The sequence below is a fragment of the Leifsonia shinshuensis genome, assembly GCF_013410375.1.
GTDB classification, from domain to species: Bacteria; Actinomycetota; Actinomycetes; order Actinomycetales; family Microbacteriaceae; genus Leifsonia; species Leifsonia shinshuensis.
The window spans coordinates 354,061-369,343 of record NZ_JACCFL010000001.1; the positions used below are offsets into that span (position 1 = coordinate 354,061).

14 protein-coding genes are annotated in these 15,283 nt (G+C 69.0%); 8 read left to right on the plus strand and 6 right to left on the minus strand.

Annotated features, from left to right (window positions below):
• Positions 1 to 42 precede the first annotated feature (42 nt).
• Together HNR13_RS01710 and HNR13_RS01715 are read left to right on the plus strand one after the other, a co-directional pair.
• Entirely contained in the window at positions 43 to 960 is a 918-nt protein-coding gene (locus HNR13_RS01710) for a ParA family protein (protein ID WP_343063404.1), read from the plus strand.
• A complete protein-coding gene (locus HNR13_RS01715) occupies positions 960 to 1,919 on the plus strand; it encodes a ParB/RepB/Spo0J family partition protein (protein ID WP_179604156.1) in 960 nt (319 codons plus the stop codon). The genes HNR13_RS01710 and HNR13_RS01715 overlap by 1 nt, the downstream gene beginning before the upstream one ends.
• A gap of 64 nt (positions 1,920 to 1,983) precedes the next feature.
• Here the strand turns inward: HNR13_RS01715 and HNR13_RS01720 are convergent, their stop codons facing one another.
• From HNR13_RS01720 to HNR13_RS01745, 6 genes are all read right to left on the minus strand, one after another.
• Complete coding sequence (locus HNR13_RS01720; RefSeq protein ID WP_179604157.1) at positions 1,984 to 2,946, minus strand: D-alanine--D-alanine ligase family protein; 963 nt, start codon at positions 2,944 to 2,946, stop codon at positions 1,984 to 1,986.
• Between the two features lie 31 nt (positions 2,947 to 2,977).
• A complete protein-coding gene (locus HNR13_RS01725; protein WP_179604158.1) occupies positions 2,978 to 4,300 on the minus strand; it encodes an aminotransferase class I/II-fold pyridoxal phosphate-dependent enzyme in 1,323 nt (440 codons plus the stop codon).
• Between the two features lie 150 nt (positions 4,301 to 4,450).
• The gene (trxA, locus tag HNR13_RS01730) at positions 4,451 to 4,777 is read right to left on the minus strand and encodes a thioredoxin (RefSeq protein WP_179604159.1); all 327 of its coding nucleotides are present in this window, start codon (positions 4,775 to 4,777) and stop codon (positions 4,451 to 4,453) included.
• Between the two features lie 15 nt (positions 4,778 to 4,792).
• A complete protein-coding gene (trxB, locus tag HNR13_RS01735; protein WP_179604160.1) occupies positions 4,793 to 5,779 on the minus strand; it encodes a thioredoxin-disulfide reductase in 987 nt (328 codons plus the stop codon).
• Between the two features lie 82 nt (positions 5,780 to 5,861).
• Positions 5,862 to 7,469 carry a murein biosynthesis integral membrane protein MurJ gene (murJ, locus tag HNR13_RS01740; protein WP_179604161.1) on the minus strand — a complete coding sequence of 536 codons (1,608 nt, stop codon included), beginning with the start codon at positions 7,467 to 7,469 and terminating at the stop codon, positions 5,862 to 5,864.
• Positions 7,462 to 9,798, minus strand: coding sequence for a DUF6049 family protein (locus HNR13_RS01745; protein ID WP_246312695.1), 2,337 nt, complete (start codon positions 9,796 to 9,798; stop codon positions 7,462 to 7,464). Before HNR13_RS01745 ends, murJ begins: the two co-directional genes overlap by 8 nt.
• Before the next feature lie 131 nt (positions 9,799 to 9,929).
• On the opposite strand from HNR13_RS01745, the gene HNR13_RS01750 reads away from it, so the two are divergent.
• The 6 genes from HNR13_RS01750 (at position 9,930) to dnaB (ending at position 15,247) form a co-directional block, all read left to right on the plus strand.
• Entirely contained in the window at positions 9,930 to 11,354 is a 1,425-nt protein-coding gene (locus HNR13_RS01750) for a CCA tRNA nucleotidyltransferase (RefSeq protein ID WP_179604162.1), read from the plus strand.
• Between the two features lie 267 nt (positions 11,355 to 11,621).
• Entirely contained in the window at positions 11,622 to 12,017 is a 396-nt protein-coding gene (gene rpsF, locus HNR13_RS01755) for a 30S ribosomal protein S6 (protein ID WP_179604163.1), read from the plus strand.
• A 4-nt stretch (positions 12,018 to 12,021) separates the two neighbouring features.
• Positions 12,022 to 12,525: a single-stranded DNA-binding protein gene (locus tag HNR13_RS01760; protein ID WP_179604164.1), complete on the plus strand. Its 504-nt coding sequence runs from the start codon at positions 12,022 to 12,024 to the stop codon at positions 12,523 to 12,525.
• 65 nt (positions 12,526 to 12,590) lie between these two features.
• On the plus strand, positions 12,591 to 12,854 hold the full coding sequence (rpsR, locus tag HNR13_RS01765) for a 30S ribosomal protein S18 (RefSeq protein ID WP_018189012.1): 264 nt from the start codon (positions 12,591 to 12,593) through the stop codon (positions 12,852 to 12,854).
• A 14-nt stretch (positions 12,855 to 12,868) separates the two neighbouring features.
• The gene (gene rplI, locus HNR13_RS01770) at positions 12,869 to 13,321 is read left to right on the plus strand and encodes a 50S ribosomal protein L9 (protein WP_179604165.1); all 453 of its coding nucleotides are present in this window, start codon (positions 12,869 to 12,871) and stop codon (positions 13,319 to 13,321) included.
• Positions 13,322 to 13,873: 552 nt separating this feature from the next.
• On the plus strand, positions 13,874 to 15,247 hold the full coding sequence (dnaB, locus tag HNR13_RS01775; protein WP_179604166.1) for a replicative DNA helicase: 1,374 nt from the start codon (positions 13,874 to 13,876) through the stop codon (positions 15,245 to 15,247).
• The last annotated feature ends 36 nt before the right edge of the window (positions 15,248 to 15,283 follow it).

The following is a 15,283-nucleotide window of genomic DNA, read 5'->3' on the forward strand; positions in this document are numbered from 1 at the left end:
CCGCGGCGAGGCCGTGCACTGAACCAAGCGACGAGGTTTCACGTGAAACAACCCGATCAGGATGCTCCTGCTGAAGTGGGTGAAGCGACATTCGATGCGTCGACCCCACTTGCGCGGGAGATTCAAGATCTGGCCAGGAGGAGACAAGCCATCGCGTCCACGACCCTGCCACTGCCGGCCCGAACGAGGATCTTCACGATCTCCAATCAGAAGGGCGGTGTCGGCAAGACCACCACGGTCGTGAACCTCGCTGCAGCGTTGGCGAAATCCGGTGCGCGCGTGCTTGCGATCGACCTGGATCCGCAGGGGAACGCGTCCACCGCACTCAGCGTCGAGCATCGGGAGGGCACTCCAAGCGTCTACGACGTCATCGTCAACGACAAAGAGCTCGAAGACGTCATCCAGAAGAGCCCCGAGTTCGATGGACTCTTCGTGGTTCCGGCCACCATCGACCTCGCCGGCGCCGAGATCGAGCTCGTCTCCATGGTCGCGCGCGAGCAGCGGCTGTCCCGGGCGCTCGGCCGGTTCCTCGACGAATACGACATCGACTACGTGCTCATCGACTGCCCGCCGTCGCTCGGGCTGCTCACCATCAACGCGTTCGTCGCCGCCACTGAGGTGCTCATCCCGATCCAGTGCGAGTACTACGCGCTGGAGGGTCTGAGCCAGTTGCTGAAGAACATCCAGCTCATCGAGCGTCACCTGAACCCGAAACTGCGCGTCTCGACGATCCTTCTCACCATGTACGACTCGCGCACGAACCTCGCCCACCAGGTGGCCGAGGACGTTCGCCAACACTTCCCCGACGAGGTGCTCGACACGATCATTCCGCGGTCCGTACGGATCTCGGAGGCGCCGAGTTACGGACAAAGCGTCATCAGTTATGACGCCAACTCGTCTGGCTCGCTCTCGTACCTCGAAGCGGCCGCAGAAATCGCACGAAGAGGAGTACCCCGCTAATGGCAGCGAAGCGCACCGGATTGGGACGAGGCATCGGAGCGCTCATCCCGACGAGCGATCAGTCCACGCGACCGGTCGATGTGTTCTTCCCGGAGTCGTCGTCGGCTGTGATGACGGAGGAGCTCGTCGCGGTCCCGGGCGCCCGGCTCGCCAACCTCTCCCCCGCCAGCATCGTTCCCAACGCCGTGCAGCCGCGTGTGGAGTTCGATCGCGACGCGCTCGATGAGTTGGTCGCGAGCATTCGCGAGGTTGGCGTGCTCCAGCCCGTCGTGGTCCGTCCGGTCGTCGGTCAGCCGGACAAGTACGAGCTCATCATGGGCGAGCGCCGGCTGCGCGCGACCAAGGAGCTCGGGCTCGACAGCATCCCGGCGGTCATCAAGGACACCGCCGACGAGGACATGCTGCGGGATGCCCTCCTCGAGAACCTGCACCGCTCCCAGCTCAACCCGTTGGAGGAGGCGTCGGCTTACCAGCAGCTCCTCGCGGACTTCGGCATCACGCAGGAGCAGCTGGCGACGCGGATCGGCCGCTCGCGTCCCCAGATCACGAACACGATCCGCCTGCTGAAGCTGCCCGCGCCTGTGCAGTCGCGCGTGGCGGCGGGCGTTCTCAGCGCCGGCCACGCCCGTGCGATCCTCTCGGTGGGCGAGGACGAGGAGGCGATGGTCCGCCTCGCGGACAAGATCGTGAATGAGGATCTGTCGGTCCGTGCCGCCGAGGCGGCGGCGAGCAAGGCGCCGAAGCCGGTTCGTACCAAGGCCTCCCCCGGCAAGCACCGCGGGCACCTCGACGAGGTAGCCGAGCGCCTCGGTGACCGCCTGAACACCCGCGTCAAGATCACGCTCGGCGCCCGCAAGGGTCAGATCGTGGTGGACTTCGCGACGATCCAGGACCTGAACCGCATCCTGGACGAGATCGGCCAGCCGACCTACAGCAGCTCGACGGTCCGTTTCACGTGAAACGTCCGCGGACATGACAACGGGGAGGCCTGACCAGGCCTCCCCGTTTCACGTGAAACCCCGGCTACTCCCCCGCGTCAGCGATGGCGGCCGCGGCGAGCGTCGCATAGACGTCGCCGAGGTCGCGACCAGAGGCGGCGATCGCCTGCGGCATGATCGACGTCTCGGTGAGCCCGGGCAGGACGTTCGCCTCGAGGAACCACGGCACACCGTTCGCGTCCACGATCAGATCGACCCGCGAGAGGTGGCGGAGGCCGAGAGCGGAGTGGGCCGCGGTGGCTGCGGCGGAGACAGCCTCCGTCGTGTTCGAATCGAGTCGCGCCGGAACGTAGAACCGGGTCTCCCCCGCGTTGTACCGGGCGTCGAAGCTGTAGGTGCCCTCGATCGGCTCGATTTCGACCGGGGGAAGCGCGATCGGGCCGTCCCCGGTGTCCAGCACTGCGACGGACACCTCGACCCCGTCGATCTTCTGCTCGATCAGTGCGACGTCGGCATACGTGTAGGCGTCGACCATCGCGCGCGGCAACTCGTCCGCGGCCGTGACGATGGTGACGCCCTGTGCTGAACCGCCGTGGGCCGGTTTGACGACGAGCGGGACCTGGAACGCACTCATGACTGTCGCCAGCACGCTGTTCGCGCCGAGCTCCCGGAAGGTCTCCTTCGGGAGGGTCACCGACGCCGGCGTCGAGACACCCGCACGCGCGACCACCGTCTTGGCGGTCGGCTTCGACCAAGCGAGTCGCGCAGCGTCGGTCGTCGAGCCGACGAAGGGCACTCCGGCGAGCTCCAGGAGCGCGCGGAGAGCGCCGTCCTCTCCGCTCGACCCGTGCAGTGCGGGCCAGACGACGTCCGGCCGGGTGTCGGTGAGGAAGCCGAGCAACTCACCGTCGGGCTCGCGCACCGTCACGCGGTGACCGAGCGACTGCAGGCCGTCGGCGACCCGTCGTCCGCTGCGCAGCGAGATGTCGCGCTCGTGCGAGATGCCGCCGGCGAGAACGACGATGTCGAGGGCTTCTTTTTGGGCCATGATCTGCTCTTTCTCTGGGCGGACGGCCCGGTCAGCGGAGGTCGGTCGGCGGGTTCGGGCTGGTGCGGTCGGCGCGCGCCGCGGTGAGCGGGCCCGTGCCGGCGAAAGTGTCCAGGAGGTCCTGCTCGCCGTTGATGACGTTGGCCAGGCGGCGGACGCCGACCTTGATGTTCTCCGGCGTGGGGTAGCAGAACGACAGCCGGATGTTCTGCGCACCCGACCCGTTCCCGTAGAACGCAGTGCCCGGCGTGTAGGCGACCAGCTCGGTCACCGCGCGCGGCAGCATCGCCTTCGAGTCGAGGTGCGGCGGCAGCGTGAGCCACACGTAGAAGCCGCCGTTGGGGTTCGTCCAGGACAGCTCGGGGAGGTACTCCTCCAGCGCGGAGATCATGGCCTCCTTGCGCTCCCGGTACACGCCGCGGAACGTGTCGATCTGCCCGCGCCAGTCGGCGTCGCGCAGATACTCGGAGATCACGAGCTGGCTGAAGGAGCTCGGACTCAGCACGGCCGCCTCGTTGGCGAGGATCAGCTTCTCCCGGATGGCGTGCGGGGCGAGCGCCCAGCCCACCCGGAAGCCGGGCGCCAGGGTCTTCGAGAACGTGCCGAGGTAGACCACGCCGTCGCGCTCGACGGAGCGCATCGCCGCAGGCGGCTTCTCGCCGAAGTAGAGCAGGCCGTACGGGTTGTCCTCCAGCACGAGGATGTCGTTCTGGCGGGCGATCTCGAGGATCTCCAGCCGGCGCTCCCACGACAGCGTCACTCCGGCAGGGTTGTGGAACGTCGGCACCGTGTAGAGGAACTTCACCCGCCGGCCCGCTGCCTTCAGCCGCGCGATGTGCTCGCGCAGGGCCTGCGGGATCATGCCGTGCTCGTCCATCGGGACGTGGTCGACCTCCGCCTGGTAGGAGCGGAAGATCACCATCGCCGTCACGTAGCTCGGTCCCTCGGCGAGCACGACGTCGCCCGGGTCGATGAACAGCTTGCTGAAGAGCTCCAGCGCGTGCTGGGACCCCGTCGTGACGATGACATCGTCGGCGCTGCCGCTGATCCCCTCGAGCGCCATGACCTCCAGGATCTGCTCCCGCAGCGCGGGAACGCCCTGACCGGAGCCGTACTGCAGCGCAACCGGACCCTGCTCGCGCATGACGCGGTCCATCGCGCCGACCACGAGGTCCTCGGGGAGCGCCGCGACGTACGGCATGCCGCCGGCCAGCGAGACCACCTCGGGGCGGCTGGCGACGGCGAACAGGGCTCGGACCTCACTGGCGGCCAGGCCGCTGGTGCGCTGCGCGTAGTGGTGATACCACGGGTCCAGATTGTTGCCCTGCTGGCGAGGGCTGCCCTGTTCTGTCACGAATCGTCCGTTTCTCGTGTCGTTCATTCATGCTAGGGGCGGCACGTATCCCTCTGGAAATCGAGCCGACTCCCGGATACACGAAAGACCCGCCCGGCGGATGAGCGCCGGACGGGTCTGACAGTGTGTGGAAGCTGCCTGGCTGTCGCGCTACGCGAGGTAGGCGGCCAGGTCGGCCTCGAGGGCGGGCTTCGGCTTGGCGCCGATGACGGTCTTGACGACCTCGCCACCCTGGTAGACCTTCATCGCGGGGATGGACGTGATCTGGTACTTCGCCGCGGTCTGCGGGTTCTCGTCCACGTTGAGCTTGACGATCTCGATCTTGTCCGCGTGCTCGGCGGCGATCTGGTCGAGGATCGGGCCGACGGCCCGACACGGGCCGCACCACTCGGCCCAGAAGTCCACGAGGACGGTCTTGCCGCTGCTGAGGACGTCCTGCTCGAAGGTGGCGTCCGTGACGGAACGTGCTGCTGACATAGTTGCTGTTTCTCCTTATGCGGTGGTCGTGAGTTCGAGATCGCCGGCCGCGCCCTCCACGGCGCGCTCCAGCAGGTCCTTGGGGAGGGTCGTGAGGTAGTGCTCGGCGTCGAGCGCGGCGACCGTCCCCGACGCGGCGGCGGTGACCGCCTGCCGGTAGGTGGGGTCGATCACGTCGCCCGCGGCGAACACGCCCGCGACCTTCGTCTTGGAGCTCCGGCCGGCGACCGCGATGGTCCCCTCCGGAGTGAGGTCCAGCTGGCCGTGGACCAGGTGGACCCGCGGGTCGTTGCCGATCGCGATGAACAGGCCCTGCAGCTCCAGCTCGCTCTGCTCGCCGGTCTCCAGGTTGCGCAGCGTCACCGCGCGCACCTGCTCGTCGCCGCTGATGCCGACGACCTCGGAGTTCCAGATGAACTCGATCTTGTCGTTGGCGAACGCGCGCTCCTGCATGATCTTGGAGGCGCGCAGCGAGTCGCGGCGGTGGATGACGTACACCTTGTCCGCGAAGCGGGTCAGGAAGGTCGCCTCCTCCATCGCGGAGTCGCCGCCGCCGACGACGGCGATCGTGCGCTCGCGGAAGAAGAAACCGTCGCAGGTGGCGCACCAGGAGACGCCGTGACCGGAGAGGCGATCCTCGTCCTCCAGGCCGAGCTTGCGGTACGCGGAGCCCGTGGCGAAGATGACCGCGAGCGCCTCGTGGACCGCGCCCGAGCCGAGCGTCACCGTCTTGACGTCGCCGGAGAGGTCGACGGACACGACGTCGTCGAGGACGATGTCGGTGCCGAACTTCTCGGCCTGCGCCTGCATCTTGAACATGAGGTCGGGGCCCATGACACCGTCGGGGAAGCCGGGGAAGTTCTCGACCTCCGTGGTGTTCATCAGCTCGCCGCCCGCCTCGACGGAGGAGGCGATCAGCAGCGGCTTGAGGTTGGCGCGAGCGGCGTAGATGGCCGCCGTGTAACCGGCAGGGCCGGAACCGATGATGATGATCTGCCGCACGGAGGAACTCCTTGATGGTCTGCGGTGCTCCGTCCGGAGACACCGCCCTGTAGAACACATCCTAGGCGGATGCTATTCCGTGTCACCTGCGAGCGGAGAAACGGCCCGCGGCGCGCTCCAGAACCGGCGCGAGACCGGCCTCCAGGTCGTCTGAACGCAGGATCCCGAGGAAGCCGAGGTAGACGACGAGCATCACGGCGCCCACGATCGCGGTGGACACGATGGCGGCGATGGGGTTGCTCACGGGGAACGCCCCGGGCGACACCCCGCCGAGGATGACGAGGAAGCCCGCGCCGGCGATCATCGCGGCGACCCCGGCGACGAGGAACCGCCAGAGCGAGGCGAAGATCCGGGTCCCATCCACTCCCCCGGTGCGCCGGCGCAGCAGCCAGAACGCGAGGATCGCCTGGAGGAGGCTCGCCAGCGAGACGACGAGCGCGACGGCGGCCGCACGCACCGACGGGGGAACGGCGAAGCAGATCAGCACGCCGATCACGATCACGACGACCTGCGCCAGCGTGAAGAAGAACGGCGTGCGGGTGTCGCCGAGCGAGTAGAACGCCCGCTGCGCCATGAACACCAGCGAGAACGGCACCAGGCCGATCAGGTAGGCGATCAGCACGAGCCCCAACGCCTGGAAGTCGCCGGTGAACACCCGCGCGATCGGGTACGCCGTGACAATGAGCGCGGCCGACGAGAACACGATGAACAGCATGATCGAGCGCGCCGCCGACGAGAAGTCCTGCCGGAACGAGTTCACCGCGCCCCGGTGCGCGTGCTCGGCCATCCGCGTGTAGAACGCGGTGACGATCGAGACCGCGATGATGCCGTGCGGCAGCATGAAGATGAGCCAGGCGTTCTGCATGACGAATGAGCCCGCGTAGCCGGGGCCGGCGGAGTTGGAGACGTTGACCTCGATCAGGCCGGCGAGCTGCGTGGCGATGAGCATCGCGAACGTCCAGCCCGCCGCCTTGCCCGCCGTCCCCAGGTTGACGCCCCGCCAGCCGAAGTCGAACCGGAAGGTCAACCCGACGCGGCGCCAGAAGACGAACAGGACGAGCGCCTGCACCGCGATCCCGAGGGTCGCGCCGCCGGCCAGCAGGGCGATCATCCAGAACGACCACTCGGTGCCGTGGCCGCCGCGCGACGCCGTGCCGAAGGCGAGGATGAAGGCGATGAGCAGGACGATGGCGACGATGTTGTTCACGACCGGCGCCCAGGTGAACGGTCCGAAGGACTTGCGGGCGTTCAGCACCTCGCCGAGCAGCGTGTACAGCCCGAGGAAGAAGATCTGCGGCAGCGACCAGTACGCGAACGCGGTCGCCAGCCCGCGCTGCTCGAGGGGGACGCCGAACAGCGCGATCAGCGCGGGGGCGAGGAAGGTCGCGACGAGGGCGATCGACGCGAAGATCACCATCCCCAGCGTCACGAGCTTGTTGATGTACGCGCGGCCGCCGTCCGGATTGACCGACGCCCGGACGATCTGCGGGACGAGCACCGCGTTCAGGATGCCCTGGGCGATGATCGCGTACAGGCTGTTCGGGATGGTGGTCGCCGTCGCGTAGGCGTTCGCGGCGAACGAGACCGCACCGATCGCCTGCACGAGCAGCCAGGCCTTGGCGAAGCCGAGGAGGCGCGAGACGAGGGTGCCGGAGGCGAGCATCGCGCTCGCGCGGCCGACGCTAGCCATCGGCGCCTCCCGGACGGGTCGGGGCCTCGGCCTCTCGGTCGGTGGGATCGGCGGCGGTGGGCGCGGCGGCGGAGGGCGCGGCGGCGGAGGGCGCGGCGGCGGAGGGCTCGGCGGCGGAGGGCTCGGCTTCGGTGGGCGCGTCATCCGTCTCAGGGCCCTCGCCCTCCGGCCGCAGCTCCCCCTTCTTGCGCTGATCGCGGCGGCGCAGGATGTTGCGGACGATCCCGAACCCGAACAGCAGCACGAGCAGGCCGCCGAAGATCAGTGCGCCGATGCCCTCCCAGTCGGCGTGCACATCCACCGTGACCGAGCTGGGATCCCCGATCGGCACCCCGGTCGGGCTGTACAGCTGCAGCGACAGGATCACCTGGCCGTTGCCCACCTTCGCCTTCACCGGGACGAGCATCGTGGCGCGGGAGTCCTGCGGGATCGTCTTCGTCGTCGGCGCGTCGATCTCCAGGCGGCTGTTCGACGGCGACGCGCTGAGCACGACGGTGACCGCCTCGTTCGTGAGCTCGTTGCTGACGGTGAACGGGATGGAGCCCTGCGCGCTCACCAGGTTGACGTTCTCGGTCGGCAGGATGTGCACCGCGTGCAGCGTCCTGATCGTGCCCTGTCTGCTCGCGTCGACCGCGGCCGTCCAGTCCGTGCGCGGGTTCTGCCAGGAGACCGCGAGGAGGGTGAGCAGCTGCGCCCGGGTCTGCCCGGTGAGCGTCGTCGGGTCGGCCAGGATGGTCGCGAACTCGTCCATCGACTTCTCGTCCTGGAGCAGCAGGTGGATGCTGTCGATCCGGGTCTGCGACTCCGGGGAGTCCGTGAGCGACAGCTCGGGGGACTGCGACGCCTTGAGCAGTGCGGGGAAGGTGGACGGCGCCGCCCACGGGCTCGTGAACAGGGCGTCCAGCGTGCGCTGGAGCTGCGTCCCGCTCGACGGCCAGGAGCGGTCCATCGCGACGAGCACATGGTGGGAGGCCGTGCCCTCCGCGCTGATCAGCTCCAGCTGAGCGTTGAGCTTCGACATCGCGGTGTTCCAGGCGAGGTCGCTCGGCGCGGACACGGCCTGCCGGAGCGCGTCGGACAGCCGCTGGTCGGACACCGCGAGCGTCGACGAACCGTTGCGAGCGGGGGCGTTCGGGGTGGCCGCGAGCTTGTCCGCGTTGGTGTTGCTCCCGGAGAGGATGACGGTCCCGAGGCCGGACGCGGCGAGCGGGGCCAGGTCGGCGGTCCGAACAGTGTCGTCGCCGGGCCAGGCGACCCCGCTGAGGCTGTACTTCCACGCCAGGAGGCGGTCCAGCGTAGGGAGGGACGGGCTGGTCCCTGGCGTGGGCGTCGGACTCGGGGTCGCGGCCGGCGTCGCCGTCGCGGTCTGCGGTTCGCCGATCGAGGTCGGGGTCGGCGTGAAGTTCTTGGGGTCGAGCGCGTAGCCGAGGGCGGTCGGCTGCAGTGGTGCGGGAAGACCGGCCTGGAGCTGTCCGGCGACGTCCGCGTCGCCGTAACCGAGTGAGAAGGTGTCGTTCGGGAGCGAGCTCAGCCGGTCGAGCCAGGCCGTCGCGGTCGGCGGCGCGGAGTTCCCCAGGGCGCGGATGGAGGCGATGATCATCGGGTCGATGCCGATCGCGACGGTGGCGTGGTTCTGCACCCCGTCGAGGTCGCGGGTGAGGACGCCGTTCGCCGCCGTGTACGTCGTCAGCTCGTCGGCGGACAGGAGCCCGTTCCCGGTGGACGGGCTGACGATGGGCATGACCACGCCGACGTCCGAGCGGGCGGCCGGAGCACCGGGATTCCAGACCACCGAACCGCGCGCGCTCGCATCGGCCTGGCCGGCCTCCACGGTGGCGCCGATCCCGTACACGGCGGACGTCGGCCGCGCGCCGAACGGGATCGCGGCAGCGGGGACGGTCACCCGCACGACCGCGCTGGCGCCCGGCTCCAGGGTCTGCAGGGTGGCCTTCCCGAGGTCGACGCGGCCTGAGACGGCGTCGGACGAGGTGAGCCAGGAGGCGAGATCGCTCCGCGAGGTGCGCGGCTTCGGGTCGAGCCAGAGGGCGACGGAGCCGGGCTCGTACGCCGTTCCGGTGCTGTTGGTGACCGTGACGGAGGCGACGAGGTCCTGCCCGGGTGCGAGCACTCCCCCGTTGTCGGTGGTCAGCGACGCGGTGACAGCGGCTTCGCCGGCCGCGCGCTGCGGCTGGACGGCGATCGAGCCCGCGGGCGAGGCGGTCGCCGGGGCCGCCGCCGGGCCGGCCAGCAGGGCCACGAGCGCGACTCCGGCGCCGATCAGGGCAGCAGGCAGTCGCGCACCCCGGAGGGTGAAGCCGGATGCGCTCATGCGCCGACGCACGTTCCCGGTTCCGCCTCCATGTCGATGATTCTAGAGGCCGGCCCCTGTGAGAGCCCGGCGAGCACGCGGCCGTCCGCCGAGGTGGGCGGGGCTCCCGCCTCCCATTAAACTGAGGCACCATGCAGTCCGTCGCCGAATCCCTCGACCGCCTCGGCACCCTGGCGAAGACCCCGACGGTCGATCGGCTCGCCCGGGCGTTCGCCGCGGCGGGCTACGAGCTGTCGCTCGTGGGAGGCCCGGTCCGCGACGCGCTCCTCGGCCGCGACGTGCACGATCTGGACTTCACGACCGACGCGCGACCCGACGACATCCTCGGCGTCGTGCGGCCCATCGCCGACGCCGTGTGGGACATCGGCCGCGCGTTCGGGACGATCGGGGCGCGCTTCGGCGACGACACGGTCGAGATCACGACCTACCGCAGCGACAGCTACGACGGTGCGACCCGGAAGCCGGAGGTGCAGTTCGGGGACACGCTCGACGGGGACCTCCTGCGCAGGGACTTCACGGTCAACGCGCTCGCGCTCCGCGTCCCCGAGGTCCGCCTGGTCGATCCGTCCGGCGGCGTCGAGGACCTCCTGGCCCGCCGGATCACGACGCCCTCGAGCCCGGAGGTGTCGTTCGGCGACGACCCGCTGCGGATGATGCGCGCCGCGCGGTTCGCCGCCCAGCTCGGCTTCGTCGTCGACGAGGAGACGCGCGAGGCCATGGCGGACATGGCCGGCCGCATCGGGATCGTCAGCGCCGAGCGCGTGCGCGACGAGCTGACCAAGCTGCTGCAGGCCGACGACCCGCGGCCCGGCGTGGAGCTCCTCGTGGACTCCGGGCTGGCGGACCACGTCCTGCCGGAGGTGCCCGCGCTGCGGCTGGAGGTGGACGAGCACCACCACCACAAGGACGTGTACCAGCACAGCCTCACGGTGCTCGACCAGGCGATCGGCTATGAGAAGGAGCGTCACCCCGGGACGCCGCCGGACCTGGTGCTGCGGATCGCGGCCCTCCTGCACGACATCGGCAAGCCGGCGACCCGGCGGTTCGAGCCGGGCGGCGCGGTCAGCTTCTACCACCACGACGTCGTCGGGGCGAAGCTCGCGAAGAAGCGGCTCACCGCGCTGCGCTTCGACAAAGCGACGATCGACTCCGTCGCGCGGCTGATCGAGCTGCACCTCCGCTTCTTCGGCTACTCGGACGCGCACTGGACGGACTCCGCCGTGCGCCGGTACGTGCGGGACGCCGGCGGGGAGCTGGAGCGCCTCCACATGCTGACCCGGGCCGACGTGACCACCCGCAACCGGCGCAAGGCCGACCGGCTCGGGTTCGCCTACGACGACCTGGAGCAGCGGATCGCCGAGCTGAAGGCGCAGGAGGAGCTGGACGCCGTCCGGCCCGACCTGGACGGCGAGCAGGTCATGCGCCTGCTCGGTCTGAAGCCCGGGCGGGAGGTCGGCCAGGCGCTCGCGTTCCTGCTGGAGCTGCGGCTGGACGAGGGCCCGCTCGGCGAGGAGGAGGCCACGCGGCGGCTGCTGGCGTGGTGGGAGTCGCGGTAGTCGTCCTCCACAGGGTCGGTCGGCGGACGAGTTCTCCACACATCGTCGATCTCCGGCCTCGGGTGCTCGCATCGTCGCGAGGCTGGACGCATGAGCATCGCAGAGACCGTCGCAGCCACCACCGACCAGCGCCCGGATTGGCGCGGGACCAGCCCATCCGCTACCCTTGGTAAGTTGCCCGGGCGGAGTCCTGCCTGCGCAACCGATGTCAAACCCTCCTGCTGCAGAACGTCTGCAGCCGCTGAGACCAGAGGAGGTGGGTTAGTCATGCATCAGTACGAGTTGATGGTCATCCTCGATCCCGAGATCGATGAGCGCACCGTTGCTCCCAGCCTTGACAAGTTCCTCAACGTCGTTCGCAACGACGGCGGAACCATCGACAATGTCGACATCTGGGGCCGTCGCCGCCTGGCGTACGAGATCAACAAGAAGTCCGAGGGCATCTACGCCGTCGTGCAGCTCACCGCGACCGGTGACACCACGAAGGAGCTCGACCGCCAGCTGAAGCTCAGCGAGGCCGTCATGCGCACCAAGGTGCTCCGTGCCGAAGAGGCCATCGCCCAGGTCGCGGCCGCTCAGAAGCGCGCCGACGAGAAGGCCGCCCGCAAGGCGTCCTCCTCCGCCGACAAGGCCGCTGCCGTCTCCGAGAAGGCCGGCGCCTAGTCCCATGGCCGGCGAGACCGTCATCACCGTGGTGGGCAACCTCACGGCCGACCCCGAGCTGCGCTACACGCAGAACGGGCTGGCCGTCGCCAACTTCACCATCGCGTCCACTCCCCGCACGTTCGACCGTCAGGCGAACGAGTGGAAGGACGGTGAGGCTCTCTTCCTGCGCGCGAGCGTCTGGCGCGAGTTCGCCGAGCACGTCGCAGGCTCGCTGACCAAGGGGTCCCGCGTCATCGCCCAGGGACGTCTCAAGCAGCGTTCCTACGAGACGAAGGAGGGCGAGAAGCGCACCTCCATCGAGCTCGAGATCGACGAGATCGGGCCGTCGCTGCGGTACGCCACCGCTCAGGTGACCCGTACCCAGTCGTCGCGCGGTCCTGGCGGCTTCGGCGGCGGCGCTCCCGCTGTCGAGGAGCCGTGGGCCGCCTCCGCCCCCGCGGACCCGTCCGCGGGCGCCGACGTCTGGAACACTCCGGGCTCCTACAACGACGAGACCCCGTTCTAACGGGTCCGAACAACTGAGTTTGTCTGGCAGGCCCTGCGCCTGCCAGGCGGAAAGCAAAGGAAATCATGGCTGGAAAGTCGAGCGGCGACCGCCGCAAGCCGATCCGCAAGGGCAAGGACGGGAAGAACGCCGCCCCGGCGAAGTCCGTCCGCGTCGGCGTCATTGACTACAAGGACGTCGCGACCCTGCGGAAGTTCATCTCGGAGCGTGGAAAGATCCGCGCCCGCCGCATCACCGGTGTCTCCGTCCAGGAGCAGCGCCTGATCGCCCGCGCCGTCAAGAACGCGCGCGAGATGGCTCTCCTCCCCTACGCCGGCTCTGGCCGTTAACGAGAAGAGACACAATGTCGAAGGTTATTCTCACGCACGAGGTCACCGGCCTCGGTTCCGCCGGTGACGTCGTCGACGTCAAGAACGGCTACGCACGCAACTACCTCGTCCCGCAGGGCTTCGCCATCGTGTGGAGCCGTGGTGGCGAGAAGCAGGTCGAGCAGATCAAGGCGGCGCGCGCCGCTCGCGAGCTGCACACGATCGAGGCTGCCCAGGACCTCAAGGCGAAGCTGGAGGCGACCCGCGTCAAGCTCGTCGTCAAGGCCGGCCGCGAGGGCCGTCTGTTCGGTTCCGTGAAGACGGGCGACGTCGCCGACGCGGTCAAGGCCGCCGGCATCGGCGAGCTCGACAAGCGCAAGATCGAGCTCCCCAACCCCATCAAGGTGACCGGTGACCACGAGGCCACCGTCCGCCTGCACGACGACCTCTCGGCCGTCATCTCCCTGCAGGTGGTCGCCGCCAAGTAGCGGTCGGAAATCTCACAGTGTAGCGGCGGGCTCCGGCCCGCCGCTACACCGCGTTAAGGGAGTTTTCCCCGGCTCCATCCACAGAGCAGAAACACCCGTGGACACCGCAGATCACAGGGCGCCGAGAAGTTTTTACACACAGCCTGGGGAATAGGAAAAAGCTGGTCAAGAGCTGTTTTCTCCGCAAAGAATTCTGGTTTTCCACAGCGCATCCCACATCTTGTGCACAGACGCGTCGGCGTTTCGCCCAGATTCTCCCCACACTTATCCACAGGTGGAGTTGTGGGGGCGGTGAGCGCTTCGTAGGGTGGAGCGACGTCGACGGAAGACCGCCGAGGATCGGCTCGCACAGGGTGCGGGGCGTTGTCGGTGGCCGTCCGTAGTCTGCGAGCGGACGCGCTTCGGCGCGGTCTCCCCGGGACAGCCTGAATCGGGCGTGACCGGGGCGGCCGCACTCGGCGTGCCCGCGCGCCGTTCGGTCGCGGGCGGCGCAGGCTGGAGTGGCGGCCGCATCGAACGGTGCGTGCCGAACAGGAGAAGTGAGGAGAGCACGTGTCGATCGCCCATATCGGTCTCGCCGACAGCCGCGAACCGGGCGAGGCCCGTTCTCCCGAGCGCACCCCTCCCCACGACCTCCTCGCAGAGCAGAGCGCCCTCGGCGGCATGCTGCTCAGCAAGGACGCCGTCGCGGACGTCGTGGAGGTCGTGCGCGGCACGGACTTCTACATTCCCAAGCACGAGATCATCTACGACGCGATCCTCTCGCTGTACTCGCACGGCGAGCCGACCGACGTCATCACCGTGACCGACGAGCTGACCAAGCTCGGCGAGCTCTCCCGCGCCGGCGGCGCCGAGTACCTGCACACGCTCACCAGCCTCGTCCCGACCGCCGCCAACGCCGGCTACTACGCCAACATCGTCACCGAGAAGGCGCTGCTGCGCCGCCTGGTGGAGGCGGGCACCCGCATCACGCAGATGGGCTACAAGGCGGAGGGCGAGGTCCTCGACCTCGTCAACAACGCCCAGGCCGAGATTTACTCCGTGACGGGGCACCAGGAGGTCGAGGACTACGTCCCCCTCACCGAGGCCGTGACGGTCGCCATCGACGAGATCGAGGCCGCCAAGCACAAGGACGGCTCGATGACCGGCGTGCCCACCGGCTTCGCCGAGCTGGACGAGCTGACCAACGGCCTCCACCCCGGGCAGATGGTGATCGTCGCCGCCCGCCCCGCGCTCGGAAAGTCGACCCTCGCGCTCGACTTCGCGCGCGCCGCCGCCATCAAGCACGACATGCCGACCATCTTCTTCTCCCTCGAGATGGGGCGCAGCGAGATCGCGATGCGCCTCCTCTCAGCCGAAGCGTCGGTGCCGCTGCAGCACATGCGCAAGGGCACCGTCGACAACCGCGACTGGACCACCATCGCCTCCACCCGCGGCCGCATCAACGACGCCCCGCTCTACATCGACGACAGCCCGAACATGACGCTGGTCGAGATCCGCGCCAAGTGCCGCCGCCTCAAGCAGCGGGTCGGCCTCAAGATGGTCATCATCGACTACCTCCAGCTCATGACGAGCGGCAAGCGCGTCGAGAGCCGCCAGCAGGAGGTCAGCGAGTTCTCCCGCGCGCTGAAGCTCCTCGCGAAGGAGCTGCAGGTCCCCGTGATCGCCCTCTCCCAGCTGAACCGAGGCCCGGAGCAGCGCGCCGACAAGCTCCCCGCCCTGAGCGACCTCCGCGAGTCCGGCTCGATCGAGCAGGACGCGGACGTCGTCATCCTCCTCCACCGCGAGTCGGCCTACGAGAAGGACAACCCCCGCGCCGGCGAGGCCGACCTGATCGTCGCCAAGCACCGCAACGGCCCCACCAAGACCGTGACGGTGGCCTTCCAGGGCATGTACTCCCGCTTCGCGGACATGGCGCCGATCTGAGCGGAGCCAGAGCCGACGCGACACGCCCCCGAGGGA

Coding starts and splice junctions, on each gene's coding strand:
- HNR13_RS01715 (WP_179604156.1), top strand. CDS start 960: ATGGCAGCGAAGCGCACCGGATTGGGACGAGGCATCGGAGCGCTCATC.
- HNR13_RS01720 (WP_179604157.1), bottom strand. CDS start 2,946: ATGGCCCAAAAAGAAGCCCTCGACATCGTCGTTCTCGCCGGCGGCATC.
- trxA (WP_179604159.1), bottom strand. CDS start 4,777: ATGTCAGCAGCACGTTCCGTCACGGACGCCACCTTCGAGCAGGACGTC.
- murJ (WP_179604161.1), bottom strand. CDS start 7,469: ATGGCTAGCGTCGGCCGCGCGAGCGCGATGCTCGCCTCCGGCACCCTC.
- HNR13_RS01745 (WP_246312695.1), bottom strand. CDS start 9,798: ATGAGCGCATCCGGCTTCACCCTCCGGGGTGCGCGACTGCCTGCTGCC.
- HNR13_RS01750 (WP_179604162.1), top strand. CDS start 9,930: ATGCAGTCCGTCGCCGAATCCCTCGACCGCCTCGGCACCCTGGCGAAG.
- rpsF (WP_179604163.1), top strand. CDS start 11,622: ATGCATCAGTACGAGTTGATGGTCATCCTCGATCCCGAGATCGATGAG.
- HNR13_RS01760 (WP_179604164.1), top strand. CDS start 12,022: ATGGCCGGCGAGACCGTCATCACCGTGGTGGGCAACCTCACGGCCGAC.
- rpsR (WP_018189012.1), top strand. CDS start 12,591: ATGGCTGGAAAGTCGAGCGGCGACCGCCGCAAGCCGATCCGCAAGGGC.
- rplI (WP_179604165.1), top strand. CDS start 12,869: ATGTCGAAGGTTATTCTCACGCACGAGGTCACCGGCCTCGGTTCCGCC.